The following is a 25,153-nucleotide window of genomic DNA, read 5'->3' on the forward strand; positions in this document are numbered from 1 at the left end:
CCATGTGGGTACATACGGCAAGAAACGTAGAACTGCATGGGATGGGGTGATGACACACCCCTTAGCTTGAGGGTTGCCCGAAACAGAAATGGACTGAGGGCGTTAACCACTCAAGAATCCCACGGCTTTAGCCGTGTGGAGTGTCAAGTTCTTCGTCCTCGACAAATGTCTTAAGAGCGTTCTCAGCAAATTGAAGGGCATGCTCCAGTTGGTTCTGCCTGTAACTGCATACGCTCAACTCACAGAATGAAGCAGCTTCGATGTTGTACTTTTCTTCCGTCTTGTAGTGACTGGCCAGTCGGATTCATTATACAGCGCTTTCTCCGCTTTTTTCCAGTTTCCGTCGGCGACATGACACTTTCCTTTCAAATAGTACACAGTGGGTGCAAATTTGTGGTCGTCCCCGATACCCAAGCCGTCCAATTCCGACAACAGTTCGCGGCTGTCGCCGTATCCGATGGAGGATTCGATCGCCATCAACCGGATCAGCAATTTGTTTTCCTTGTGCGTTTCACATTCCAACAATTGCGGGATTTGTTCCAGCGTCAACCCGAGTTTGTCCAGCAGATACAACGGTTTATCGGGACTGACATGGGGAACGCCGCGCTCGATGTTGCTCACTGTGGCCGGTGAGATGTTTTCGTCGGCCAGGTCCTCGAGACGCAGGTTTTTGTTTTTGCGCACCTTTCGAATCACATTGCCGACTTGGATCACGTCGAATTCTTTCATCAAATTCTCCCCTTGGGAAAAACGATTTGGTTAATGATTCTATCATATCATTTGACGGAAAAGTGAGAAATAAATTTTAAACGCACACGGCTCCGATCCCACCCTCATAACGGTGGGACCGGAGCCGTGTGTAATTTCAATGTGTGGCTCATCAACCTTCTTTTTTTACCGCTTGCGCACGTTTTCGTTCGCTTTTGGTCAGGTAGCGTTTGCGCAGCCGGAAGGAGACAGGTGTTACTTCCAGCAATTCATCATCCGCTAAATATTCGATGGCATCATCCAAACTCATTTTGCGCGGCGGTTCCAGACGAAGGGCGTCGTCCGATCCGGCGGCACGGAAGTTGGTCAGTTGTTTTTTCTTGCATACGTTGACTTCCAGATCGGTTTCCCGGATGTGCTGGCCAACGATCATGCCCTCGTATACTTCGGTGTTGGGTTCGATAAACAACTGACCGCGATCTTGGGCGGCATGAAGCCCGTAAGTGGTAGCCACACCCGATTCCCACGCGATCAGCGATCCGAAATTGCGGGTCTGAATCTCTCCCACGTACGGTTCATAACCAGCAAACAAGGTGTTCATCACACCTTCGCCGCGTGTGGCGGTGAGGAACTGCTGGCGGAAGCCGATCAAGCCCCGAGTAGGAACGAGATATTGAAGGAATACCATCCCGTCCTCCCGGATTTGCATATCCTGCATCCGTCCCTTTCGTTGACCGAGCAGCTCGACAACGGCCCCCTGATGCTCGCTGGTCACTTCAATTTCCACCATCTCAAACGGTTCACACAGCTGGCCGTCGATCCGCTTCATGATGACTTCCGGTTTGCTGACTTGAAATTCGTATCCCTCCCGGCGCATGTTTTCAATCATGATGCCAAGATGAAGCTCGCCCCGACCGGCTACGAGAAAGACATCCGGCGAGTCCGTGTCGGAGACGCGCAGGGCAACATCCCTGGCCGCTTCCAGATAGAGGCGCTCCCGGAGTTTGCGGGAGGTGACGTATTTGCCTTCCCGTCCGGCGAACGGGCTGGTATTTACTCCGATCGTAACGCGCAGGGTGGGTTCTTCCACTTTGATTGGCGGCAGCGGTCGCGGATCATCAGGGTCGGCGATCGTGTCCCCAATCCCGACGTCGCCCAGTCCTGTCAAGGCGATGATATCACCGGCTGTGGCTTCCTCCACTTCGATCCGGTTCAGGCCGCGATGGGTAAAAACTTGTGCCACTTTAAGCGGGTGGGAAGTCCCGTCAGCCCGCATCCACAAGACATTTTGGTTGCGGCGGATCGTCCCGCTGTTCAATCGTCCGATGACGATTTTTCCTTTATATTCGTCGTAGCCCATCAATGTCGCCTGCAGTTGCGTCGGACCCGACGGGTCTACTTTCGGGGCGGGAAGGTCCGCTACGATCCGTTCAAACAGCGGTTCCAACGTATCCGCCAAACGGTCCGGCTCCGTCCCGGCCCATCCTTTGATCGCGCTGGTGTAGATCACGGAAAAGTCGGCTTGTTCATCCGTCGCACCCAGATCGACGAACAAATCGAAGGTCTCATTGACCACTTCGTCAGGCCGGGCGTTGGGTCGGTCGATTTTGTTGACGACGACGATCGCTTTGTGACCCCGTTCCAGGGCTTTGCGCAGCACGAACCGGGTCTGCGGCATGGGACCTTCTACTGCATCGACCAACAACAGAACCCCGTCCACCATGTTCATGACGCGTTCCACTTCACCGCCGAAATCGGCGTGCCCTGGTGTATCGACAATGTTGATCTTGATCCCTTTGTATTCGATGGCGGTGTTTTTGGAAAGAATCGTGATTCCCCGTTCCCGTTCCAGTGCGTTGGAATCCATCACGCGTTCCGCCACCTGTTGGTTTTCGCGGAAAATACGGCTTTGTTTCAGCATGGCGTCGACCAGTGTAGTTTTGCCGTGGTCGACGTGTGCGATGATAGCGATATTGCGAATCTGACTCGGTTGTTTCATGTCCGTCAAGGGGTTGTCCCCTGTGCCTCCTCCACTGCTAAAATAGCGGATTTCACTAAATGACATGGTATCACACGAGAGATGGATTACGCCATAGGCAATCAGATGAGGGAGATGAAAGGAATAAACGGACTGTGAAACGTATAAAAAACAAAACTAGATTGGATAGGATTAATCAGGCAAAATTTTGAGTGAAATCCGGGAAAGGTGAATGGGAAATGGAGCCGAACCGTCAAAAGCGGATCGTGATTCGGGAAGCGGAAAGGAAGGATTCCGCCGCCATCCTTTCCTGTCTTCAACAGGTGACGATGGAGTCGGATTTTTTGTCATCGGAACCGGATGAAATGAGTTTGACGGTAGAACAGGAAGAGCAATTCATCGAAGAGATGTCCGCTCGTTCCAATTCGCTGTTTTTGGTGGCCCAGTCAGGAGAAGAGATTGTGGGTACGCTAACGTTTACCGGGGGTACTACCCGACGTACCCGGCATGTAGGGGAGGCAGGAGCTGCCGTCTTGCGGGATTATTGGGGAAACGGAATTGGTTCGAAGTTGATCCAAGGACTGCTGGATTGGTGTCCACGGGCGGGGATTCGAAAGGTCAACGGAAGAACACGTTCGGATAATGTACGAGCCATTCGTTTGTGTGAAAAGATGGGATTTCAACGGGAAGGGGTGTCGAAGAGGGCAATCCAGATCGACGGGTGGTATTTCGATTTTGTGCTGCTGGGTCGTGTGGTGGAATAAAAGGGTAACTCCTGGGATTGGAGCGGAAAATAGCCGCAATTGATGGTCTTGGTTAGCGTGTGTCTGTTAAATATCAATCTGGCTCGTCCCAACCGCGCTCTACAAAGAAGTAAACCTAGGCGGCCACGTTCCATCTGAGAAGCCAAATCCACCGGATGATCATCCCAAGAATAAATTACAACGAGGAGGAGTATAAAAAGCTGGATATATAAAACCCGTCCAGGTTTTGAAGACCTGGGCGGGTTTCTTTTTGTGGGCAAACGGAATCAATGCTCCCTTCACTGACTTAGCATTTCTTTGTATCGATCATAGGCCTGTTGCGCATGGGTCATGGAGAATTCTACAGGTTCACCGTCAAGCACTGCTGGAAGCATATCGATGATGGTATGCCAACCGGAAAGATCTCTTGGACGATGGTTGTCGAGAACGGAAAAGAACTCCTTTAATACGAGCAAACATCCATCCTGCTTGGGATACAACTCCCAACGCAACTTATCATTGCCCCAAGTGTACTCCATTACCGTTTGCGGTTGTATCTCGGTAATGGTACAGGATACGGTGTTTCCTACCGGCTTGAACGTAAGTTCAACTGTACCACCAACTTTTAAATCGACAACTGCGTCAGCAAACCATTTGGATAATTTCTCCGGTTGGGTCAGCGCCGCCCAAACCTTTTCGACAGGGTGATTTAGATGGCGTTCAAAGCGTGCCACGTATCCTCCATCCATTTTCTCCACAGTTGCCAGCACATTATAATTGCTCTTCCTTTGGGAACTTAACATTTTGGTGTACTTACCATACAGCTCTTCCCAACGGCTGTATGAAAATTCAACAAGCTGACCTTCAAGCACCGAGAGAAGTATATCGGTGTGAACGTGCCAACCGGCAAGGTCTTTGGCACTTTGGTCGTTGATGGTGTAGAAGATTTGTTTGAGTACCAACAAACATCCGTCCTGCTTTGGATACAGCTCCCAACGGACCCGATCATCACCCCAAGTGTATTCCAATACGGAATGTGGCTTGACCTCCGTAATTGTACAGACCACCACATTTCCCTCTGTTTTACTGAAAGTGAGTTCGATTTTCCCTCCTTCTTTTAGCTCTTCAATAACCGCGTCAGCAAGCCAGTTGGCCAGTTTCTCCGGTTGGGTAAGCGCTGCCCAAACCTTTTCGACAGGGTGATTCAGATGGCGTTCAAAGCGTGCCACGTACCCTCCAGCGATTCTCTCTACAGTTGCCAGCACATTATTCCTCCTCGTCAAGATATTTTTCAAGAGCATCCAATTTGTTCGACCAGAATTGTCGATATGGCTCAAGCCAATGATCAATTTCTGCGAGCGGTTCTGGACGCAGACGGTACCAGCGCTTTTGTGCTTCCTGACGAACTTCCACCAACCCAGCTTCGCGGAGTATCCGAAGATGCTTGGAAACACCGGGTTGACTCAGTGCGGTTTGTTCGACTAATTCCCCAACCGTACGTTCACGTACTCTTAAATAATCCAAAATGCGCCGCCGATTGGGTTCGGCCAGTACCTCGAAGATGTTCAGGTTTTTCATGGCTATTATATTACTTATTGGTTATATAACTGTCAAGACATAAATAATCATTAGATTTAGGGTTTCCTTTTTCGGGATCCACATGAAGTTATCTGAGCTGAATTCGGAAACTCGTTCATCATTCCCTCGAGACTGGGTATTTCCCTTTGTATCCTACAACTCTTTACAAGGATGCGAATTTTTAGTACAATTGCAATTGTATCTTTATGAAGGGGGGATGTGCCATGCAACGGGTGATGGGAAAAATCAAGCAAAGGAAGCGAATGGCACAATACCGCCCTGATGGAATTCAAAACTGATACGGCAAATTTGCCGGTTGCCCATCATTCCACAGGTGCGTTAGCGTGCCTGTGGTTTTTTGTGCCGTTCATTCGTGGACAGGGGGGAGATCATGCGGATTTTCCGGGAACTTGGGTGGTTTTTCCGTCAGGAAAAAAGGAGTTACATCGTTGGGGTGTTAACGCTGTTTCTCGTTGCATTATTGGAACTGTTTCCTCCCTATGTTATCGGTGTGATTGTCGATGCCATCGAAAGCGACACGCTGACTTCCAGTATGATCGGGGTATGGATGACATTGCTTGCATTGTCCGGGGTGCTGATCTATTTCCTGCGTTACATCTGGCGGGTCATGTTATTCGGGGCGTCGATGCGTCTGGGCAAATTGTTGCGCGAACGGCTGTATCATCATTTCACGTGTATGCCGTCCGCCTTTTTTCACCGCAGACGAACGGGTGATTTGATGGCGCATGCCACCAACGACGTCAGCGCCGTAGAGCAAACGGCGGGTGAGGGTGTGCTGACCTTGGTGGACTCGCTGACATTGGGTGGTCTGGTAGTTTGCACGATGGCGTTCACCATTCACTGGAAACTGACGGTAGTCGCCTTGTTGCCGTTGCCTGTGATGGCGTGGGCCGTCAGCCATTACGGTCGGTTGTTGCATGAGCGGTTTCACCGGGCGCAAGAGGCGTTTTCCACGATGAACGACAAAGTGCAGGAAAACATCTCCGGGGTGCGGGTGATCAAGGCGATGGGGCTGGAAGATGCGGAGACGGAGGCGTTTCGCATACTGACACACGACGTGGCGGAGAAAAATATCGCGGTGGCCCGGGTGGATGCCTTGTTTGAGCCAACCATCTCAGGGATCGTCGGTTTTTCGTTTTTCCTGACGGTGGCAGTCGGTGCCTACTACGTTGTACAGAGTGAAATCACCGTCGGTGAGCTGACCCAGTTTTCCATTTACCTGGGGCGGTTGATCTGGCCGATGTTGGCGTTCGGATGGCTGATCAACATCCTGGAACGGGGAAGCGCTTCGTACGATCGGATTCGTTCGCTTTTGGAAGTGAAACCGGAGACCACCGAAGAGCAGGCGACATTGGACCGAACTTCCTCCACGGAAATGGAGGTGCACATCAACTCTTTCACCTATCCCGGGCAAACCTCTCCCGCGTTGCAACAGATCCATTTGCATGTACAGCCTGGCCAGACAGTAGGGGTGGTAGGCAAGACGGGCAGCGGGAAATCCACATTGCTTCGTTTGCTGCTCAGGGAGTGGGACGTGACGGACGGCGTTATCCGGTTGGGCGGGCATCCCTTGTCTGCCTACCGATTGGAAGTCCTACGGGGGATCATTGGTTATGTGCCGCAGGATCACTTCCTTTTCTCGACTATGGTGTCGGAGAATATCGCTTTCGGCAAACCGGAAGCGACGCGCGAGGAGATCGAGGCCGCAGCTCGATTGGCCAGAATTCACGAGGATATACTCCGGTTTGACCGCGGCTACGAGACAATGGTGGGCGAGCGTGGTGTCACCTTATCCGGTGGACAAAAGCAACGGATCTCCATCGCCCGCGCACTGCTGCTCGATCCGCCCGTTTTGATCCTGGATGATGCATTGTCTGCGGTGGATGCGGAGACCGAGCGAAACATCCTGCAAGCGCTCCGCCGTCATCTGACCGATCGAACTACATGGATTGCCGCTCATCGAATGAGTGCGGTTGAACATGCCGACCTGATTCTCGTCTTGGATGGTGGAACAATCGCGGAGTCCGGCACGCATGATGAATTGATGGCCCGAAATGGATGGTATGCGATGATGTATCGACGGCAGCAGATGGAGTCGCTGGTGCAGAAGGGAGGACAGGCGAATGGTCGCTCGTAGGTTGTTTCGTTATCTCCGACCTCATCGCAGGGAATTGGGATGGGCAATAGTAGCTTTGTTGGTGGCGACCGGCGCCAGTGTGGCCGGGCCCGTATGGATCAAATGGTTTATCGACGATCATTTGACACCCCGCAAACTGGATGCAGAGGTATTGTGGGGGTTTGCTGCCGGCTATCTCGCCCTGCATGTGATTTCGGTCGTGTTAACCTATTTTCAACTGTTGTCGTTTCACCGGATCGCCCAGTGGGTGGTACGGCAACTGCGCGTTGACGTCTTTGCCAAGGTGCAGCGTCTGGGCCTGTCCTTTTTTGACCGTACGCCAGGAGGCTCGCTCATTTCCCGCATCACCAACGACACAGAAGCGGTGAAGGATCTGTTTGTCAACGTCCTGTCTACTTTTATCCAAAACATCGTGTTTATCATCGGTGCCTTTGTCGCTTTGTTTGTGCTGGATGTGAAATTGGCTTCCGCCTGCCTGATCATCCTGCCGCTCATTGGTGGTGTAATGCAGGCGTACCGGCACTTTAGCACCCAAGTATACCGGCGAGTGCGGAACTTGGTGAGTGAGATCAACACCAAATTGAATGAAACGATCCAAGGGATGTCCATCATCCAGGCGTTTCGCCAAGAACAGCGGATGCGGCGGGAATTTGAGCGAAGTAGTATGGAACTGTATGGGGCACACATGCGTAACATCCAATTGGCCGGGTTGTTGCTCCGCCCCGCCGTCGATGCCATTTACCTCATCGCTTTAATCGTGGTATTGACGCTATTCGGCATCCGTTCTTTCGACGGAGTGGTATCGATCGGGACGATGTACGCCTTTTTGAATCTGTTGGAGCGACTGTTTGAGCCGTTCATCCAGATTATGCTGAAGCTGTCGCAGGCGCAAAATGCGATTATCTCCGCTGAACGGGTATTTCAACTATTGGACGAGGGCGATCTAGCTCCTGTTAAAACGGGGGATGAGAAACCTGTCATCACCCATGGCAGGATCGAGTTTCGCAACGTGACGTTTTCCTACGACGGACAACACGATGTCCTGCGTAACATCTCATTTGCAGTAGAGCCGGGTCAAACCGTGGCGCTGGTCGGACACACAGGTAGTGGCAAGAGTTCGATCATCAATCTGCTGATGCGGTTCTACTCGTTGCGGCAGGGAGAGATTCTCATCGACGGGGTTCCACTCACCGCATATGACGAAAAGGAACTGAGGCGTCAAATGGGGTTGGTGTTACAGGACCCGTTTCTCTTCGTCGGTACGGTCAGGGAAAACATTCGAATGGGGGATCCCGATATCACGAACGATCGGGTGGAACAGGCGGCACGGTTTGTACAGGCCGATACATTCATCCGTCGGTTGCCTCAGGGATATGAGACGGAACTGGGAGAACGGGGAGCCTCCCTGTCAAGCGGGCAACGGCAGTTGTTGTCGTTAGCGCGGATCATGGCACGGGAGCCGAAAATTCTGGTGTTGGATGAGGCAACCGCACATGTGGACACCGAGACGGAAGAGGCAATTCAACAGGCGTTACGGCACATGCGTCAGGGGAGGACGACAATTGCCATCGCCCATCGTTTGTCTACCATCCAGGACGCCGATCTGATTCTGGTATTGCATCGGGGAGAGATTGTGGAGCGGGGTACTCATGACGAACTGATCGCACGCAAGGGACTCTATCACAAGATGTATCTGTTGCAGGCATACGGCACCGCATCATAAGGAGTTGGCCAACCTGTTCTACTTGCCGCCAGCGGAGCATCCGATTTACCAGGAGCCGGCAGACAGGGATGAGCGGGGATATCAGGTTCACCTTGCGAAGGGCCAACGATCCCTGGTTGATCGGGAATTGAACGACGGGGTGTTCATTGGCGAAGTTATCCATCCGTTGCAAAAACGGCCGGCACTGATTTTGAACAGCTGACCAAACTTTATCTGCACGGGACCGCCAGGGATGGGCAAATCCAGCATGATGGTGGAGATGATCCAATCCATCCTGGAGATGTGGGTCAAAGAGCCAGACACCACGCCCGGGTTTACCTACATCGACCCAGCCCGGGAGACGATCGCCATCATTCTAAACCGGCTGCGCCACATGAAACAGCAAGGGATCACCATCCCCGAGGACAAGATTCATTGCTTCCCGATCACACCGGATGCCACGTATACAATCGGGTTGAATTGTTGCATAAGACAGCTGGTGTACCACTAAATGAAGTAGCTGAGTCCGCAGCAGAAGTAATCTTGTCCACGGTGCCCAACAGCGACAGCTTGAGCCGTACCAAGCGACTGTTGTCCATGGCGATTCAGACGCTGTTAGAGGACGACCAGGTTCACACGATCCTCGGAATCGAGGAGCTGTTCCGGAATGACCAGTTCCGAAATCGGGTGATCGCCAAGGTGAAAGACCCTTATGTCAAGCGGTTCTGGAAAAACGTCCAGCTACAGGATAAAGAGTTCAAAGAAGAGGTTGAACCGATCCTCAACCGGTTGGATCCGCTGCTCAAAAATCCGGCCATGCGCTGGCTATTGCCAGTTGGAATGGACGTTGGACGTTCGCCGGTATGAGGGCCACATCGTCCTGATCGACATCTTGGGCTTGAGCAATTTCAACATCAAAACAACCGTGGGTCATTTGATCCACGTATACCACAACACCGCCAAACAGCGACCGATCGGATCCAAGATTCACCTCATGATGATCAATGAGGCCCACCTGGTCCAAGTACCGGTACTGGCGAAAATCATCGCCGAGGACCGGAAATTTGGATTCGGGCTGGGACTGATCACCCAAGAGCAACAGTTTACCGATCCCAAACTGAAGCACGCCATCAAAAGCTCGATGGGGACGATCCTAAGCTGTGCCCAGATGGCCGGGGCAAAAAACGTGGAAGAAATGACGTCCGGCCATCTGGAAGCGTCATTCCTATCCAGGCTGCGGGAACGGAATGTGGCGGTGTTTACCCGCACCTAAAAGGATGAACGCAGCACCATTACCACCTGTGTGGTCAAAAACGAACCGCCGCACTTCTACATGCTTGACGGCCGGATTGCCAACTATCTTAACCGTGAAAAAGGAAAAGCCCAGGAGTGGAGATTGGAGTGGGGTAGGGAGCTCTTAGCCCAATCCCAGGAGGCAAAACCGGTAGAGGAAGTGGATCGCTTCATTGAGGAGTACATGAACAGCTCCGTACCGACGATCCGCCAGGTAGTGGAACAGAAGCAGGAAAAAGAGGAAAAACGGAAAGTGGTACAGATTGCGGACTATTGATCCGAGAATGGCCCGCTGAAGGCCTTCTATTTTCCGTTCTTAGCGACTTTTTTAGACGGGTGGCATTTCTCTATCTAAGGGATAATAGAGGTCTGAAATCGCCTGGTATAAATGGTGTATTAGTAAAAAAATAGGAGGTTGTTTCTCGGTGCTTTTTCATTGGATCGGACATCCTTCTTTTGGAGGCGATGAACAACTGAAGGCGGTTCTGTATGATATGGGGATCGCGACGAAGCGAAAGATGCTTATCTTCACCGGCTGGAATAAAAACCAGCTGAAATGGTATCTCCAACGGATCCGCAAGCGTGAAACGGAGGAGCAAAGTTATCTGGAATGCTTATTCCTTGCGGATTCGGCACCAAGGGGACAGACGCGCCTATTCGCTCAACAAAGCAGGAATTCGCTACGTCAAGGAAATGATGCAGAGCGACAACCTGTATGTCAAGGAGGCTCCAGAGGCTCACATCCGACATTACCTTGGCATTAATGAAATACTGGTCCGGTTGATTGAGAATGGAGTTGAGCGTGAAGGTTTGATTTGGCTATTTACGGCCGAGGCGACAGCTTACTTATCCCGGCTGCTGGAGGCCCTGGGTGAGAAGTTCGATCGCCGCAATCGGATCCGACCTGATGCCTGGGTTGTTTTGAACCATGTATCGTTTTGGCTCGAGTTCAACAATGACACAGAACCAACACGAGTATTGGAACGGAAATTTCGCCAATACGTTTATTCCCTGACCCTCACAAACAATACGGATCCGGTTTTGGGGTAGCTGAAAATGAAAAACGCGACAATATCTCGCCAGACAGTGGGAATCAGTGAAAACTGTAAGCTACGGAGACAGGGGTGCTCTTTGTTGAGGGGGAGGATGTGGACTTTATGCAATCCAAAGAGTTGACTTTGACTTCCTAAGAGCTTCCTGCTTCTTATTCGCTTCTATCCTACTTCTTCAAATTATGCTTGCTCTATGAGGGGGGTGACGTGTGGGGCTGTCTGTTCGCCGTGATCGACGCGTATGACAAAGAAATTGTGGGATATTCTTTCTCACGGTTCTGTAGAACCGATGAGCTTCTTTGCCACTGTCAACGGAATTGGAGTACCATCCCCCAAAGGAGTTAAAGGTCGTTGCCTCACATTGATCAGTCGCCTCTATGTTAAAGATTTACGAGATTACGGAACAATCAGGAATGAACAACCGTTGGGCAAGAATGGTCAACGCCATGAAAATGGTCGACCCAGTAATTGTTGACGAAACGCGTCAACAATTACTGGGCCATTTGTTTATGCTTAGCTTCAAATAAGCTACAACACTTTATCCTTGAGCATATGGTCCTTGATAGAAGGGAGGCGGGTTCCAATCGGTTTGAACATCGTCAGGGAAAGTTTTAAAGTAATAGCGACCTTTGCTTGCGGTCGAGATCATGACATGCAAAACTGGACCAATTATCATGGAGAGAAACGAGGCGTAGTAGATTGGGTAAACGTTAAATACACCCAGCGCGCCGATCAACACGGCAACGGACAGCGAAATCATTCCCGCCGGATTCCAGGAACGAAGATACTCTTGTCGGTACTCAACAAAATCAGACGGAGCTAGTCGCATCACCTTACGACAAATATAGTAATCAGCCAGCATTATCAATATCCACGTATTCGTCAGTATGCCCGTAATCGCAAGGAATGTGCCCATGTACTGAAGCACGTTGCTCGCGTAGAATACCACACCCAAAAACCAAATCAACAACATCCACCACTGGCGCCCTGGTCGGAAACGAAACGCGATATCCATCGTATTAGAAAGCGCAAGTGAACCTGAATAAAGATTCATCACATTGATACGTATCTGGGTAACAATTACAAACACCATGCCGAGGAAGCCCATGATAAACGGGAAGACAAAACCGGGATCGGATGCCATCGCATAGGGGTTGATGTTTTTGAGGTGCGGGAGCAAAGTATGGGCTAACATGGCACCTAAAATAATGACGGCGGTCATTGGTACTAACATCCCTATCATGATGGTCGCTGTTCCTTTATAAGTAACATCGGGTTTGGCAAAACGTCCGTAATCAGTCGCTAACAATCCCTGAAATACCACCTGCCCGTTCGCCATATTCATGACCGTCCACATGGTAGTAGCCGATATCTTATCCTTCGGGATCCAACCTACCGGACCGATAACATCATAGTTGGCAGACAGCTCGTATAACCCGAAGAGAAAAAGAGCGAGAAAAATCGGTACGCCCCACGTCTGCAGAAATTGCATCGAAGTCATACCTTTCCACACAAACCAAATGGTGACCAATCCGATCGCGGCAAAAATAGCGATTCCACCTGGCGAATTGATTTCAATGCCGGCAACATTGGCAATCGCGTGAGAGACAATTGTTCCCTCGAATATAAAATAGAAGATATAATTGATTGCGTAAATTAAGGATGTTATCGCTGAGCCCATATACCCGAAACCCAAGCCACGAGTGAGAAGGCTCATCGATAACCCTTCCTTGCTCGCAATCTTCATCGTACATGCGCCAATAGCCGTCGCTCCGACAAAAAAATACAAGATCGGAACAAGCATGGTAGGCCAACCGACTAAGTAGCTGAACTCCGCTCCATAAGTGAAAAAAAACATCGCAGTCGAGTTACCCCATAACACGAGAATAATCGCCGGGATCGGCCAGCGATACCGTTTCGGCACTCGGCCAATAGCATAATCCTCAATGGCTTCGGCTTTTGTGATATCCTGTGGTCCCTGAAACCATTCTTTCCACTTGCTCATTATCTCACTCCCTTACGTTAGTCTGCGATGAATATCGGCCAATTGTTCGTACATTTTGGTCGTTAAATCTCTCAATACGGGGAAGTAAGGGCGGATCTCCCGGTTTTTCTTCACATCCACCTCACCAATGGTGATGCTTTCTCCTTCATAGGGCGCTTTACATACGATCGGACTGCCGGGAACCTTCGTCTTCTTTTCCCCCGGACCAATGATGCAGCCGCCGCCCCAGTACTCCGTGTCTCCTTCCTTGCCAACCAAATTGGTATATATGAACCAAACTGTATTTTCCATCGCGCGCACTTTGACGATCGGCTCGAAGATCTCTTTTTCAAATTTGGGCGAACCGGAGATACCAACAAGGATATCCGCACCTTTCAACGTCAAAGCACGCGCCAATTCGGGATAAAAAATGTCGTAGCAGATCAAAATGCCGATGTTCCCTATCGGTGTGTGAAATATCGGGAGACCCTCACCTGCTTTGAAAAACCGCCTGTCGGGAAAGGCGCCGGGCCCCGCTTCATCGGTGGCGTGTCCCGGAAGCGTATGCTTCCTCCACTTGCCGATATAACCCTCCGGTCCGACAAAGGCTGCCGCATTGTAAAGAATCCCGTCAATGCTTTTCTCCGGCATGCCCCAAATGATATAGGCCTTGTGTTTCGCTGCAATCGAGGCAAAAAACTGGGTGGATTCACCGGGAATCGTTTCGGCAAGATCAAAAAACCTATCGCCGCAGTTATAGCCTGTTAACGCAAGCTCGGGAAATACGACCAGTTTAGCACCTTGCTTAACCGCATTAAGTGTAAATTCTTTCATTTTTTGTTTGTTGCGATTCTTGTCATTTGTTTTCGGTGTGATCTGACAAATAGCAACTTTCATGTTAATCACCTTTTATAATAGTTTTTTGAAATTATCTACTATAAAAAAGTTTAATGTCAAGGACTTTGAATGGGAGCGAAGAGCTTGTTCGGAAATCTGGGGCCCCGGACCGTCTGGTTAGTAAACACCAAGCTACTTACAATTAATAGAATTTTACCTATTTTCGCCATCTTGTTGCCAGAAGCATGGCAATTCGCTACATTTATGGCGATCACTATGTTTCACCCTGTCATTTTCATAAAGGGAGCATTCCGGAGGGGAAAAATATGAAAAAAGCATTGGAAAAAAGAGAAATTCCGCGCATGGGCACATCGGTTACCTTCTTAGGCTTCGGCGCTTTGGAAATCGGGCGAGACTGGGGCCTAGGGGATAGCCGGGAAAGACAAAAGCCTGATGAAAAACAAGCAGGAAAAGTGCTCCACACTGTTCTGGACTTGGGGATCAATCTCATCGATACGGCTAGCGCTTACCATCGTAGTGAAGAGCGAATCGGCAAATTTTTGTCCTCCCGCCGCCATGAATTCATTCTCGCCACCAAATGCGGAGAACACAGCAATGAACCGGATACGTATTACGATTTTTCCTACCGTGCGGTCAAGGAATCGATCGACCGCAGTTTAAAACGATTGCAAACGGATGTGATCGACATCATGCAAATCCACTTTGGGCCCAATCCGGAACAAGTGATTGAAGCCGGGGAAACCCTGGCCGCGATGAAAGATGCGCAAAAGGAAGGGAAAATCCGCTACCTTGGCGCTTCGATCGACGGGGAATTGGCCACCCACTTAATCGAGTCGGGCGATTTTGACGTGATGCAATTGGGATATAACCTTCTTGATCAAACCAATGAACAAAACATCGCCCTTTGCCTGAAAAAAGGAATCGGCGTCTTTATTCGTTCCGGGCTCGCTACTGGTCTGTTATCCTCGCGTGTGTTGCCGCATCTGAATGAAGAGTTTGCGCACAAGAAAAAAGTGCTCGCCCTTTTGGAACTAGTCGGAGGGGACGGTGACAAATTAGCTGCCCTGGCGCTTCAATTCCTGTACCGGAATCAGGGAATTAGCTCCATCCTGGTTGGTACCAAACAGCCTGAACGGATTCAGCAAAACATCGATCTATTGGAACAAGAGATTTCCGACGATCTGATACAAAAAGCGCTGGAAATTGTAAACGAGTAACCTTCTTGTTGCATATAGCCTCCATTCTGTAAGGAAGAGATTAATATACCCCTGTGTTCTTGTTATCTGGGAATATAAGTGTAAGGAACAGTGAGTCACGCAAAAGGCTCGTGATCCCAGACACGAATAACCCGCCCGGGTTGTCAGACCACAGGGCGGGTTACTTCTTTTCAATGATGCGATAATGTAGGACGTGCACGACTGGGACGACAAACGCTCAGTTTCATCATGAACGTCGTGGGTACTCCCAGGATGGGGCTCCCTGTTGACATGATAAGGAGATGAAGCATCATTGCCACGGGCTTGCTGTGTTTGCTATAGCCAACGTGCTGATTTGCTTGGCATCGTCTTGCATCATTTTGCTGATCAGTCGCATCTTGGCCGGTTTGGCCGCCATTGCAGTGACACTCTTTTTATTTTGATTCTATCAAACCAGAGAACTCTACACATTTTACCATCCCATATTGAAAGGGATCGCTTAATTTTGCCCGTAACGATTCCCCTGAGGATATTCCATATTATTCCCAAAGCGCATAATACTATCTAAATATATTGACGAATCAGTTAATATTGTTTAGTATATAGTTATCAAAACGCTTTTAATAACAACTTTTGAATGGATGGTTGTTTGAATGCTACACGTTCCTTCTGGTGGAAGTTCCGTAACGTTGAAAAACATTAATAAGGCTTCCATTTTGCGATCCTTGATAAAGTCTTCACCGCTCACAAAGGCAGAGATAGCTTCCCGAACACAATTAACCTTTGTTACAGTGTCCAACCTTTTGACCGAGTTAGTCGAAGAAGGATTGGTTCAGGAATTGGGCTATGCGGAGTCAAACGGCGGACGCAAGCCGGTTTTGTTCGGAATCAATTCTTCTGCCTACGTGTTTCTCGGCGTTGATGTGCAAGTTGAGAAACTTGTTTGCGTATTGACCGACTTTCAGTGCAAAGTGCTGGATTCCCGGACCGAACTGATCAATGTGCGACAGGGCCCGGATTCAGTAATTCGCCAGATTCGGATTTTGGTTGACAGGATCCTGAATGAAAACAATGTGGAATTCAAACGGATAGGGGGGATTGGAGCATCAACTCCAGGACCGATCGATGACAAAACTGGAGTGATCATTTCTCCTCCCAACATGCCTGGGTGGAAAAATGTACCGTTCCGCGATATGTTACAGCATGAATTCCAAGTAGCCTGTCATCTGGAGAAAGATGCGAACGCAGCTGCTCTTGGCGAAAGTCGATTTGGCACAGGAGCCGGGATACAACATCTGATCTACATAATCATCGATGTAGGGATCGGCGGAGGCATTATCATTAACGGTGAAGTGTACCGGGGTTTTTTGAATGGGGCCGGTGAAATTGGCCACATATCGATCGACGTCAACGGTACGGAATGTAATTGCGGAACTTGGGGTTGTTTGGAAGCGATGGCATCGAGAGCGGTGATCGAAAAAAAAATTGCACAAGAATTCGGTTATCCTGTTCCTTTTGACAAAATTCTTGAATTATCCGCACAAGGAGACAATACGGTCAATGAGCATCTTGCACAGGCGGGAAGCTATCTGGGGGTTGCGATAGCAAATCTGTGCAATATATTCAATCCCGAAATGGTGATTCTTGGAGGGGATATCGCCACGAGATGTGATGTCTATTTTGAGCATGCGAGACAAACAGCTAAACGGAGAATTTTGCCTGATTTTTCTCACCGGATTAAGATTGAACGCGCAAAGTTAGGCGAATTGTCGGGAGCAATCGGTGCCGCTGTTTTTGCATTTGAGAAGATGTTTCATGATATCACATCCTTATAGGGTGTTATGAAAGGGCTTTCATCAAGAGCATGTGCTTTCACAAAGGGAGATTTCAGAAATATACGGTGCAATGGAAAAGGGGATTCTACAGAACTAGTCGAGGAGTCTGTCCGATGAACGGGTATTTTGTATAATCCTTTGATGGTTTCGTCGAATAGACTCCTGGAAAACTAGTTCTGTTAAACATAAATAGCGACCAAATCGGGCGATGATCACTAAGCTGAGGAGGATTGCAAATGTCTATTTCCAAGAAAAGCCTTTTGGCTCTTGCGGCAATTTTGCTGCTGATAGTTTCAACTGCTTGTAGTAGTCAGGAAGCTCAAAACGGTAACATGGTTAAAGTGGCTTATCGGGATTTTGGTGCCAATGGCAAGGCACTGACAGAGTGGTTAAATGTCGTCAAGGCAGAATTTGAACAACAGCATCCCGGCGCTAAAGTGCAATTAGTACCGGTTCAGGCATCGGAGGCCGATTGGTTTGCTAAGATCGCCCTGATGATGAAGTCAGAGGATACAGCGCCTGATGTGGTAACAGAGGACACCTTTATGGTGAACTCAGATGCAAAAGCTGGATATTTAGAACCACTGGATGACAAGGTAAAAGGATGGTCCGATTGGGAAAACTTTTTTGATGGAGTGAAGAATGGCGTTACAGCCAACGATGGAAAGATTTACGGTGTCCCCTATAGCACAGATACACGAGGGCTTTTTTATAACGTAAACATTTTCAAAAAAGCCGGTTTGCCTGTTCCTTGGCAGCCGAAAAACTGGAATGACATCCTGACAGCGGCCCAAACGATCAAGAAAAAAGTTCCAGGTGTGGTCCCGTTCTGGGCGAATTCGGGGAAGGCATCTGGTGAAGCCACCAGTATGCAGACCTTTGAAATGTTGCTATACGGTACTAATGACACGCTTTACGATTCTAAAAGCGGGAAATGGATCGTCAAGAGCCCTGGTTTTCTGAATTCCCTCAAGTTTATCCAGACGATTTACTCAAAAGGTTTAGGTCCTCAATTGTCTCAGGTGTTGACTGGCCAAGCGGGTGACATATTGGTAACGCAACTGATGCCGAAAGAAAAAGTCGGCATTGTGCTGAATGGTAACTGGATACCGAGCACCTGGAGAAAAGATGGTCCTACCCCCTGGCCGGAGGGGACAAAAGTTTATCAATTCACCGCAATGCCGACCCAAAACGGTCAGGCCCCGGGATTCACTTCAATGTCGGGTGGTTGGGCTCTCTCGATTCCTTCAATGGCAAAAAATAAGGAGCTCGCATGGGAGTTTATTAAACTTGCAACCAGCAAGAAATATCAGAAAGAATATTCTCTCAAATCAGGTGACTTGACAACCCGTAAGGATGTTGCAAACGATCACGAATATAAAGCAGAGGGCATTTTTAATCAGGCGACAAAATTTTTGGAATTTACTCATTTCCGGCCTGCTGTTGACCAATATCCGGCTGTCTCTACCCAGATTCAAACTACGGTAGAAGCCGTTGTGACTGGTTCTCTTCCTCCTAAACAGGCGATGGATCAATATGCCCAAAACGTTACAAGGGTCGTCGGAACTGACAAGGTAGTAAGCAAGTGAACTAGTCTTAGGTGCGTGTTTCAGTCTAGTTCGGAAGGCATAATCGCCGTTCCAGAAAGCGGCGATTATGCCCCACCAGTTACAAGGGGGAGAATAGATCGTGGATGTGACACTCGAGAAAAATACGAAGAGAACGTTGGGAGGCTTGATTTCAAAAAGTGGATTGACAGGAAATATCTATCTACGGTCGTTTCTTTTTTTGTTACCGTCTTGGGTGTTGCTTCTTCTGTTTTTCTTTGGTCCGATTCTAATGACATTCTTTTTTGCGTTCACAAATATGTCCCTGACAGGAGTAGCTTCACGTAACATTGAGTTTGTCGGTTTTAAAAATTTTACCTCAATGTTTTCCGATCCTACTTTCTATACTAGTGTCACGAATACGATTGTCTTCCTTGTTTTTTCAGCGATCATCGGACAGCAAATCCTTGGGTTTATTCTAGCTTTGCTGATGCGGGAACGGTCGCGTTCGTTTCGGCGTATTATCGGCGTTCTCGTTCTTGCTGGTTGGGTCACGCCCGAGATTGTCGTCGCGTTCGTTTGGTTCGCATTCTTTGGTGATCAGGGTACAGCGAATACAGTGCTAGGATGGTTAGGGTTAAAACCTGTGGCATGGCTGCACCAGTTTCCAATGGTCTGTGTCATTATTGCAAACATTTGGCATGGAACTGCATTTTCGATGCTTGTTTTCCAGGCAGCATTGGGAGATGTTCCAAAAGAGATTGAGGAGGCCGCGATGATTGATGGCGCAACAGGCTGGCAGCGCCTGTGGCGGGTGATCCTCCCAATGATCCGCGGTTCGATCATGACAAACATGGTGCTTATTACGTTGCAGACATTGGGCGTATTCACACTGATTTATGCCTTAACGGGCGGAGGACCTGGAATCGCAACGGAAACACTGCCGATTTTTATGTACCATCAGGCTTTCGTCAACTATCAGTTGGGATACGGAACGGCAATTTCTCTCATCCTTTTACTTATAGGCATTATTGCAAGTATTCTCTATATTCGATTGCTCAAAGTAAAAATATGAAAGGTGGAGTGCCATGGCAACTAGAGGGAACAGAATACGCTGGAATTTCTATTTCATGGGTAGGGTCATCCCCTATTTGATTCTTAGCCTGATTGGCATATTGTTTGTCGTACCGTTGCTGTGGGTGATTTTTGCCGCTTTTGACGCGCACGCTACGCTATCTATTCGAATTCCGCAAGCAACGATTGGAAACTTTGTATCCATCTTGACAGATGAGGCTAATCAGAGATCTTTCATGAACGGATTGTTTCTTTCGTTGGGTCAGTCCGTTTTGGTCGTAATCGTGGCTGGGCTTGCAGCCTATCCGTTGTCTAGATACCAGTTGAAATACAAAAGACCGTTCATGTACGTGATCCTATTTTCAACCAGTCTTCCTCTCACTGCGGTGATGGTTCCCGTGTACCAAATGTTTGCTTTGTTGCAGTTTCAGGACTCGCTGATTGGCACCATGTTATTTTTAACCGCGTCTGCACTTCCGTACGCGATCTGGATCATGAAAAACTTTATGGATTCGGTACCGATAGAACTGGAAGAAGCAGCTTGGTGTGACGGAGCATCTGTCTGGCAGGGGTTGAGATTAGTTGTTGCCCCGCTGATGCTGCCTGGTATTTTTACGGTGATGATTTTTACGTTTGCAAGTAGCTGGGGAAACTTTTTTGTCCCTTATATACTGATACAGAGTCCAGAGAAACTGCCCGCTTCGGTGAGCATTTACCAGTTTTTTGGCCAATACGGACTTGTTGAGTACGGAAAACTGGCAGCGTTTTCACTCCTTTACACGATCCCTGCAGTAACCCTTTATATACTGGGACAACGATATATGTCGGAAGGATTTAACTTTAGCGGTGCCACAAAAGGCTGAGAATAAAACAATCCATGGAGGATGGATGTCATATGTTTTGGACTGAAGAAAAATTGGCCAATCGAATTCAGGAGTTATCTGAATACCGGTACCGAGAAGCTATTGCCATACCAACTTTCCGGTTTTTGATAGACGAAAAAGGGGAGGTAGGTGCCCGTCCACCTAAGGAAGGGAACTGGAGCACTATTAAGCTTGGAGACCGGTGGACAGGACGCGACCTCTATGCCTGGCTTGCTGCAAAGATCGACGTTCCAGCGAACTGGAAGGGGCGTCAAATCCTCGGGAGGTTTGATTTCGGGTGCACCGGAGGGGGCAACAACTCCGGGTTTGAATCGCTGTTATATGTAAACGGAGTCCCGTATCAGGGAGTAGATTCAAACCATCAAGAAGTTTTCCTCCCACAGGATGTTGCGGGTTCAACGATTGAACTTACGTTTCGTCTCTGGTCTGGTCTCGAGGGTGGTGGGAAACCCACGCCACAGGAACACCGGTTACAACGTGCAGAGCTGACATGGCTTGATGAAGTTGTCGATGATCTGTACTTTACCGCAAAGGCCACACTGGAGACTGTGAAACTATTAGACGAAGGCCGACCGGAACGTCTGGCGCTACTGACTGCCCTCGACCGGGCATTTCGTGAAATTGACTGGTCCCGGCCCGGTTCTGATCGCTTCTACAACTCAGTTTCAGAAGCTCGGGATCTCTTGCGATCTGAATTGAAAAATATGAAAAAAATTCACCCGGTCACAGTCCGATGCATTGGCCATACCCATATTGACGTGGCATGGCTTTGGAGGTTAAAGCATACTAGGGAAAAAGTGGCCCGTTCATTTTCCACTGTTTTGCGTTTGATGGAAAAATTCCCTGAGTATGTCTTTCTTCAAACACAGCCTCAGTTATATGAATACATCAAGAGAGATTATCCCGAAATCTATGAGCAGATTCGCTCCCGTGTGAAAGAAGGACGATGGGAAGCAGCCGGGGGGATGTGGTTAGAGGCAGACTGCAACTTAACCTCTGGTGAATCACTGGTCCGGCAGCTTCTTATGGGAACCAGATTCCTGCGCGAGGAATTTGGAGTGGAATGCACATACTTGTGGCTTCCTGATGTGTTCGGATACAGCTGGGCTTTGCCCCAGATTTTGAAGAAATCTGGAATCGATACTTTTGTGACGACAAAAATCAGTTGGAATCAATACAATCGAATGCCACATGACACGTTTAAATGGCGGGGTATCGACGGGACAGAAGTATTGGCTCACTTCATCACGACCCCGGAACCGGACTCCGATCGGGGGTATTACACGTATAACGGGCTAATTACCCCAGCAACGGTTCAGGGAATTTGGGATGAATACCAGGACAAAGAAGTTAATCAGGAATTGCTGCTCTCTTATGGATATGGGGACGGCGGTGGTGGCGTCAACCGTGAGATGTTGGAAATGCGCCGGCGGTTGCATGATATCCCAGGATTGCCGATGGTAACTACTGGACGAGTGGATGAGTTCTTTAAGGAATTGCAGGAACTCGTCGCGAACACGGATCAATATGTCCACACATGGGATGGTGAGCTTTATCTTGAATACCACCGTGGAACATATACAAGCCAGGCTTACAACAAACGTATGAATCGCAAGATGGAGCTTCTTTATCGCGAGACGGAATGGCTTAGCGTATTGAGCAGTGTACTGGGATCAGGGTGGTCAGCTTACCGGCAGGCAGACATCAACGAAGGATGGAAGATTGTTTTACGGAACCAGTTCCATGACATTATACCCGGATCCTCTATTCGCGAGGTTTACGAAGATAGCCGACTGGAATATCAAGAAGCGGAAAGGATTGCTCGTGAGGTGTGGAACAATTCTGCTGCCTCCCTCACGTCCGGAAGATCTTCACGCACATTTACGGTTTTCAACTCTTCGCCTTGGAAGCGTACAGATCTGGTTGTCATCCCTCTCCAGTCCGGAATGGAAATGGGACAATGGCGAAATGCAAAAGGGGAAGTGCTTGAGGCGCAGCGCTCAGGGGATTACTGGGTTGTTAAGGTTCCGGAATTACCGTCTATGGGATTTACAGAAATCAAATTTGAGACAGGCCATCAAGATTCGGCGGAGAAGATTCCATTTGAAGTTCGCCCGTCAGGAATCATTACGCCGCATTACGAGATTGAATGGAACGAACAGGGCCAACTTGTAAAAGTGTATGACCGGGGTGCGGAGCGTGAAGTTTTGGCAGACGGAGCTCGCGGCAACGTGTTTCAGGTTTTTGAAGACAAACCGATGCAATACGAAGCGTGGGATATAGACTTATATTACCAGGAAAAGATGCGCGAGGTTCATGATCTGAAATCGGTTAAGGTGACCGAAGTCGGCCCGTTGCGCGCCGTTGTCCGGTTTGAATGGACGTACATGGACTCATCAATCGTACAAGACTTGATTGTGTATCGTGACAGCCGGAGGATCGATTTTGCCACGACCGTCGATTGGCATGAGCGGCAACAGTTGATGAAAGTGGCGTTTCCTGTTGCGGTTCGAGCAACCGAGGCAACTTATGATATCCAATTTGGGAACGTAAAACGGCCAACTCACTGGAATACAAGCTGGGATTACGCCCGCTTCGAGACTGTTGGGCACCAGTGGGTGGACTTGTCAGAGCGGGGATACGGTGTAAGTCTGCTAAATGATTGCAAGTACGGTCACGACATAAAGGATAACGTGATTCGACTTTCTTTGATCAAGTCGGCAGTGTATCCGGATGTAGAGGCAGATCAGGGAAAACATGTGTTCACGTATTCTTTGCTGCCACATCGTGGTGACTGGATGGAGGGAAATACCGTACAAGAGGCATGGGCACTGAACAATCCGTTGACCTATGTGCAGGGAGAGTCCATACAGCCAGAATTCTCACTTTTCCGTCTGTCTGTCGACCATGTAATGGTGGATGCCGTGAAAAAAGCGGAAGATCACGACAAAATAGTCTTGCGTGTACATGAGTTCTCAGGCAGAAGAGGTCCTGTTGAGATTTACAGTGACCTGCCCATTCGCTACTGGCAGGAATGCGACCTGATGGAACGGGTGATCGGTGAGCAGTCGACCGAGCCTGTGATTCGTTTCCACATCAAACCTTATGAGATCAAAACGTTTATGGTGGACATGGTACGGAGGTAATACAGCACTTTTAGTTTGAAAATGTTTGGTTTACTAGTGATCTTGCTGTATCTCATTTTCAACACTACTTCATCGGAAGTATCGGGATAAGGAGGTGTGTCGGAGCCGGAAGCTGGCTGTGGAATTGATATGAAAGGTTTATATGTGGGGATTGATTTGGGCGGCACCAAAATCGCCGGGGCATTGGTGGATAAAGACGGTTCCATTTTGCGCCGCATTCGGTTGGAGACACGGGTGGAACAAGGACCGCAAGCAGTTATTGACAGACTGGTCGAAACAATTGTCAAGTTGACGGACGGTGTGCGCTCCTCCGTGAAAGGAGTCGGGGTGGCTGTGCCCGGTCCGCTTGATTCCCGTTCGGGTGTAGTGTTTTCTCCCCCCAATCTGCCCGGATGGGTGAATGTACCGTTGCGCCAGGCACTGGAGGATCGTTTGGGCATACCCGTCAAGCTGGAGAATGACGCCAATGCCGCCGCGTGGGGAGAGTATTGGTTCGGTGCTGGTCAAAGGCAGGGCACGATGATTTACTTGACCGTGAGCACGGGTGTGGGCAGCGGTTTGGTATTGGACGGCCAGTTGTATCGCGGCGAAAATACGTTTGCCGGAGAGATTGGCCATACGATTGTCGATCCGGAAGGTCCGCCTTGCGGGTGCGGCAGACAAGGGTGTCTGGAGTCGCTGGTGTCGGGTACGGCCATTGCGAAATTCGGTCAAACGACGGATCCGTCGTCGTTGATTCATTCACTGACTGCGGAAGATGGTGAGGTGGTCCGCGCGGAACATGTGTTTGAAGCGTATCGAATGGGAGATGCCCATGCCGAGATTATTGTTCGTCAAACAGCACGTTACTTGGCGATCGGGTTATCCAACGTGATTCATATTTTCAATCCAGGGAAAATCGTAGTGGGCGGCGGTGTCAGTCGTGCCGTCGATGTGCTGTTCCCCTTGTTGCAAGAACAGTTGGACAGTTATCTGATGGCGCCGTTTCGAGGAACGTGTGAAGTGGAGTCAGCCGCATTGGGAGAGGATGCCGGCGTATTGGGCGCGGCGGCACTTTGGACGGATTGAGAGGAACATGCGAGTGTTTCTGGAGTCGATATGTATTTGAGTCAGCACGTAGCAAATGGGGAAGGCATGAGGTCGATATCCAAACCCGATTAATATATTCCATTTTTGGTTATTTAACCTGATGAATCAAGGCGCTTCTAAAAAGCCGGAAGGCATCCCTTCCGGCTTTGTTTTATTGTACTTGCTGTAGAATCAACAGGATCTACATTCACCTCTCTCATCGAGGCGGGGTGACGATCCGGACTTTCCGCCTTCCTCCCGGGGTGCTTTTGTTTTGCGGGAAAATAAAAGACCCTCATAGAGCGAGTTTAAGGCAGGAGATGAATATTCCCCTTGATCGGGGTTTAAT

General features: G+C 49.2%; 23 protein-coding genes. 17 read left to right on the forward strand and 6 right to left on the reverse strand.

The genetic code is table 11. From position 1 onward, the window contains the following. Positions 1-234 precede the first annotated feature (234 nt). Both NWF35_RS03785 and typA read right to left on the reverse strand, forming a co-directional pair. Positions 235-729, reverse strand: a complete 495-nt coding sequence (locus NWF35_RS03785; protein WP_301237745.1) for a helix-turn-helix domain-containing protein — start codon at positions 727-729, stop codon at positions 235-237. A 151-nt stretch (positions 730-880) separates the two neighbouring features. Beyond that, on the reverse strand, positions 881-2,707 hold the full coding sequence (typA, locus tag NWF35_RS03790) for a translational GTPase TypA (RefSeq protein ID WP_301237850.1): 1,827 nt from the start codon (positions 2,705-2,707) through the stop codon (positions 881-883). Positions 2,708-2,925: 218 nt separating this feature from the next. On the opposite strand from typA, the gene NWF35_RS03795 reads away from it, so the two are divergent. Next, on the forward strand, positions 2,926-3,450 hold the full coding sequence (locus tag NWF35_RS03795) for a GNAT family N-acetyltransferase (protein WP_301237746.1): 525 nt from the start codon (positions 2,926-2,928) through the stop codon (positions 3,448-3,450). Between the two features lie 278 nt (positions 3,451-3,728). Here the strand turns inward: NWF35_RS03795 and NWF35_RS03800 are convergent, their stop codons facing one another. Both NWF35_RS03800 and NWF35_RS03805 read right to left on the reverse strand, forming a co-directional pair. After that, entirely contained in the window at positions 3,729-4,694 is a 966-nt protein-coding gene (locus NWF35_RS03800) for an SRPBCC family protein (RefSeq protein ID WP_301237747.1), read from the reverse strand. A gap of 1 nt (position 4,695) precedes the next feature. Continuing rightward, the gene (locus NWF35_RS03805; RefSeq protein ID WP_301237748.1) at positions 4,696-5,007 is read right to left on the reverse strand and encodes an ArsR/SmtB family transcription factor; all 312 of its coding nucleotides are present in this window, start codon (positions 5,005-5,007) and stop codon (positions 4,696-4,698) included. A gap of 391 nt (positions 5,008-5,398) precedes the next feature. On the opposite strand from NWF35_RS03805, the gene NWF35_RS03810 reads away from it, so the two are divergent. From NWF35_RS03810 to NWF35_RS03845, 8 genes are all read left to right on the forward strand, one after another. Beyond that, a complete protein-coding gene (locus NWF35_RS03810; protein WP_301237749.1) occupies positions 5,399-7,165 on the forward strand; it encodes an ABC transporter transmembrane domain-containing protein in 1,767 nt (588 codons plus the stop codon). Then, positions 7,152-8,888, forward strand: a complete 1,737-nt coding sequence (locus tag NWF35_RS03815; RefSeq protein WP_301237750.1) for an ABC transporter ATP-binding protein — start codon at positions 7,152-7,154, stop codon at positions 8,886-8,888. Before NWF35_RS03810 ends, NWF35_RS03815 begins: the two co-directional genes overlap by 14 nt. A 4-nt stretch (positions 8,889-8,892) precedes the next feature. Beyond that, positions 8,893-9,090 carry a hypothetical protein gene (locus NWF35_RS03820; RefSeq protein WP_301237751.1) on the forward strand — a complete coding sequence of 66 codons (198 nt, stop codon included), beginning with the start codon at positions 8,893-8,895 and terminating at the stop codon, positions 9,088-9,090. 30 nt (positions 9,091-9,120) lie between these two features. Continuing rightward, positions 9,121-9,378, forward strand: coding sequence for a hypothetical protein (locus tag NWF35_RS03825; RefSeq protein WP_301237752.1), 258 nt, complete (start codon positions 9,121-9,123; stop codon positions 9,376-9,378). Then, complete coding sequence (locus NWF35_RS03830) at positions 9,351-9,734, forward strand: hypothetical protein (RefSeq protein WP_301237753.1); 384 nt, start codon at positions 9,351-9,353, stop codon at positions 9,732-9,734. The genes NWF35_RS03825 and NWF35_RS03830 overlap by 28 nt, the downstream gene beginning before the upstream one ends. Next, positions 9,703-10,140, forward strand: coding sequence for an ATP-binding protein (locus NWF35_RS03835; protein WP_301237755.1), 438 nt, complete (start codon positions 9,703-9,705; stop codon positions 10,138-10,140). Before NWF35_RS03830 ends, NWF35_RS03835 begins: the two co-directional genes overlap by 32 nt. 30 nt (positions 10,141-10,170) lie before the next feature. After that, complete coding sequence (locus NWF35_RS03840; protein ID WP_301237756.1) at positions 10,171-10,437, forward strand: hypothetical protein; 267 nt, start codon at positions 10,171-10,173, stop codon at positions 10,435-10,437. 344 nt (positions 10,438-10,781) lie between these two features. Next, positions 10,782-11,210: a replication-relaxation family protein gene (locus NWF35_RS03845; RefSeq protein ID WP_301237757.1), complete on the forward strand. Its 429-nt coding sequence runs from the start codon at positions 10,782-10,784 to the stop codon at positions 11,208-11,210. A 540-nt stretch (positions 11,211-11,750) separates the two neighbouring features. Here the strand turns inward: NWF35_RS03845 and NWF35_RS03850 are convergent. Continuing rightward, positions 11,751-13,217 (reverse strand): purine-cytosine permease family protein, encoded by a 1,467-nt coding sequence (locus tag NWF35_RS03850; protein ID WP_301237758.1) that lies wholly within the window; start codon positions 13,215-13,217, stop codon positions 11,751-11,753. A 12-nt stretch (positions 13,218-13,229) separates the two neighbouring features. Next, positions 13,230-14,093 carry a carbon-nitrogen hydrolase family protein gene (locus NWF35_RS03855; protein WP_301237759.1) on the reverse strand — a complete coding sequence of 288 codons (864 nt, stop codon included), beginning with the start codon at positions 14,091-14,093 and terminating at the stop codon, positions 13,230-13,232. Between the two features lie 266 nt (positions 14,094-14,359). On the opposite strand from NWF35_RS03855, the gene NWF35_RS03860 reads away from it, so the two are divergent. The 8 genes from NWF35_RS03860 (at position 14,360) to NWF35_RS03895 (ending at position 24,804) form a co-directional block, all read left to right on the forward strand. Further along, positions 14,360-15,271, forward strand: a complete 912-nt coding sequence (locus NWF35_RS03860; protein ID WP_301237760.1) for an aldo/keto reductase — start codon at positions 14,360-14,362, stop codon at positions 15,269-15,271. 281 nt (positions 15,272-15,552) lie between these two features. Then, positions 15,553-15,693 (forward strand): hypothetical protein, encoded by a 141-nt coding sequence (locus NWF35_RS03865; RefSeq protein ID WP_301237761.1) that lies wholly within the window; start codon positions 15,553-15,555, stop codon positions 15,691-15,693. Between the two features lie 246 nt (positions 15,694-15,939). After that, positions 15,940-17,085 carry an ROK family transcriptional regulator gene (locus tag NWF35_RS03870; RefSeq protein WP_301237762.1) on the forward strand — a complete coding sequence of 382 codons (1,146 nt, stop codon included), beginning with the start codon at positions 15,940-15,942 and terminating at the stop codon, positions 17,083-17,085. A gap of 236 nt (positions 17,086-17,321) precedes the next feature. Further along, entirely contained in the window at positions 17,322-18,674 is a 1,353-nt protein-coding gene (locus NWF35_RS03875) for an extracellular solute-binding protein (protein WP_301237763.1), read from the forward strand. A gap of 136 nt (positions 18,675-18,810) precedes the next feature. Continuing rightward, complete coding sequence (locus NWF35_RS03880) at positions 18,811-19,707, forward strand: carbohydrate ABC transporter permease (protein ID WP_301237851.1); 897 nt, start codon at positions 18,811-18,813, stop codon at positions 19,705-19,707. Between the two features lie 13 nt (positions 19,708-19,720). Then, a complete protein-coding gene (locus NWF35_RS03885) occupies positions 19,721-20,569 on the forward strand; it encodes a carbohydrate ABC transporter permease (protein WP_301237764.1) in 849 nt (282 codons plus the stop codon). A 32-nt stretch (positions 20,570-20,601) separates the two neighbouring features. After that, positions 20,602-23,736: an alpha-mannosidase gene (locus NWF35_RS03890; protein WP_301237852.1), complete on the forward strand. Its 3,135-nt coding sequence runs from the start codon at positions 20,602-20,604 to the stop codon at positions 23,734-23,736. Positions 23,737-23,832: 96 nt separating this feature from the next. Next, a complete protein-coding gene (locus NWF35_RS03895; protein ID WP_301237765.1) occupies positions 23,833-24,804 on the forward strand; it encodes an ROK family protein in 972 nt (323 codons plus the stop codon). Positions 24,805-25,153: the final 349 nt, after the last annotated feature.

The organism is Polycladomyces subterraneus (assembly GCF_030433435.1).
Classification (GTDB): Bacteria; Bacillota; Bacilli; order Thermoactinomycetales; family JIR-001; genus Polycladomyces; species Polycladomyces subterraneus.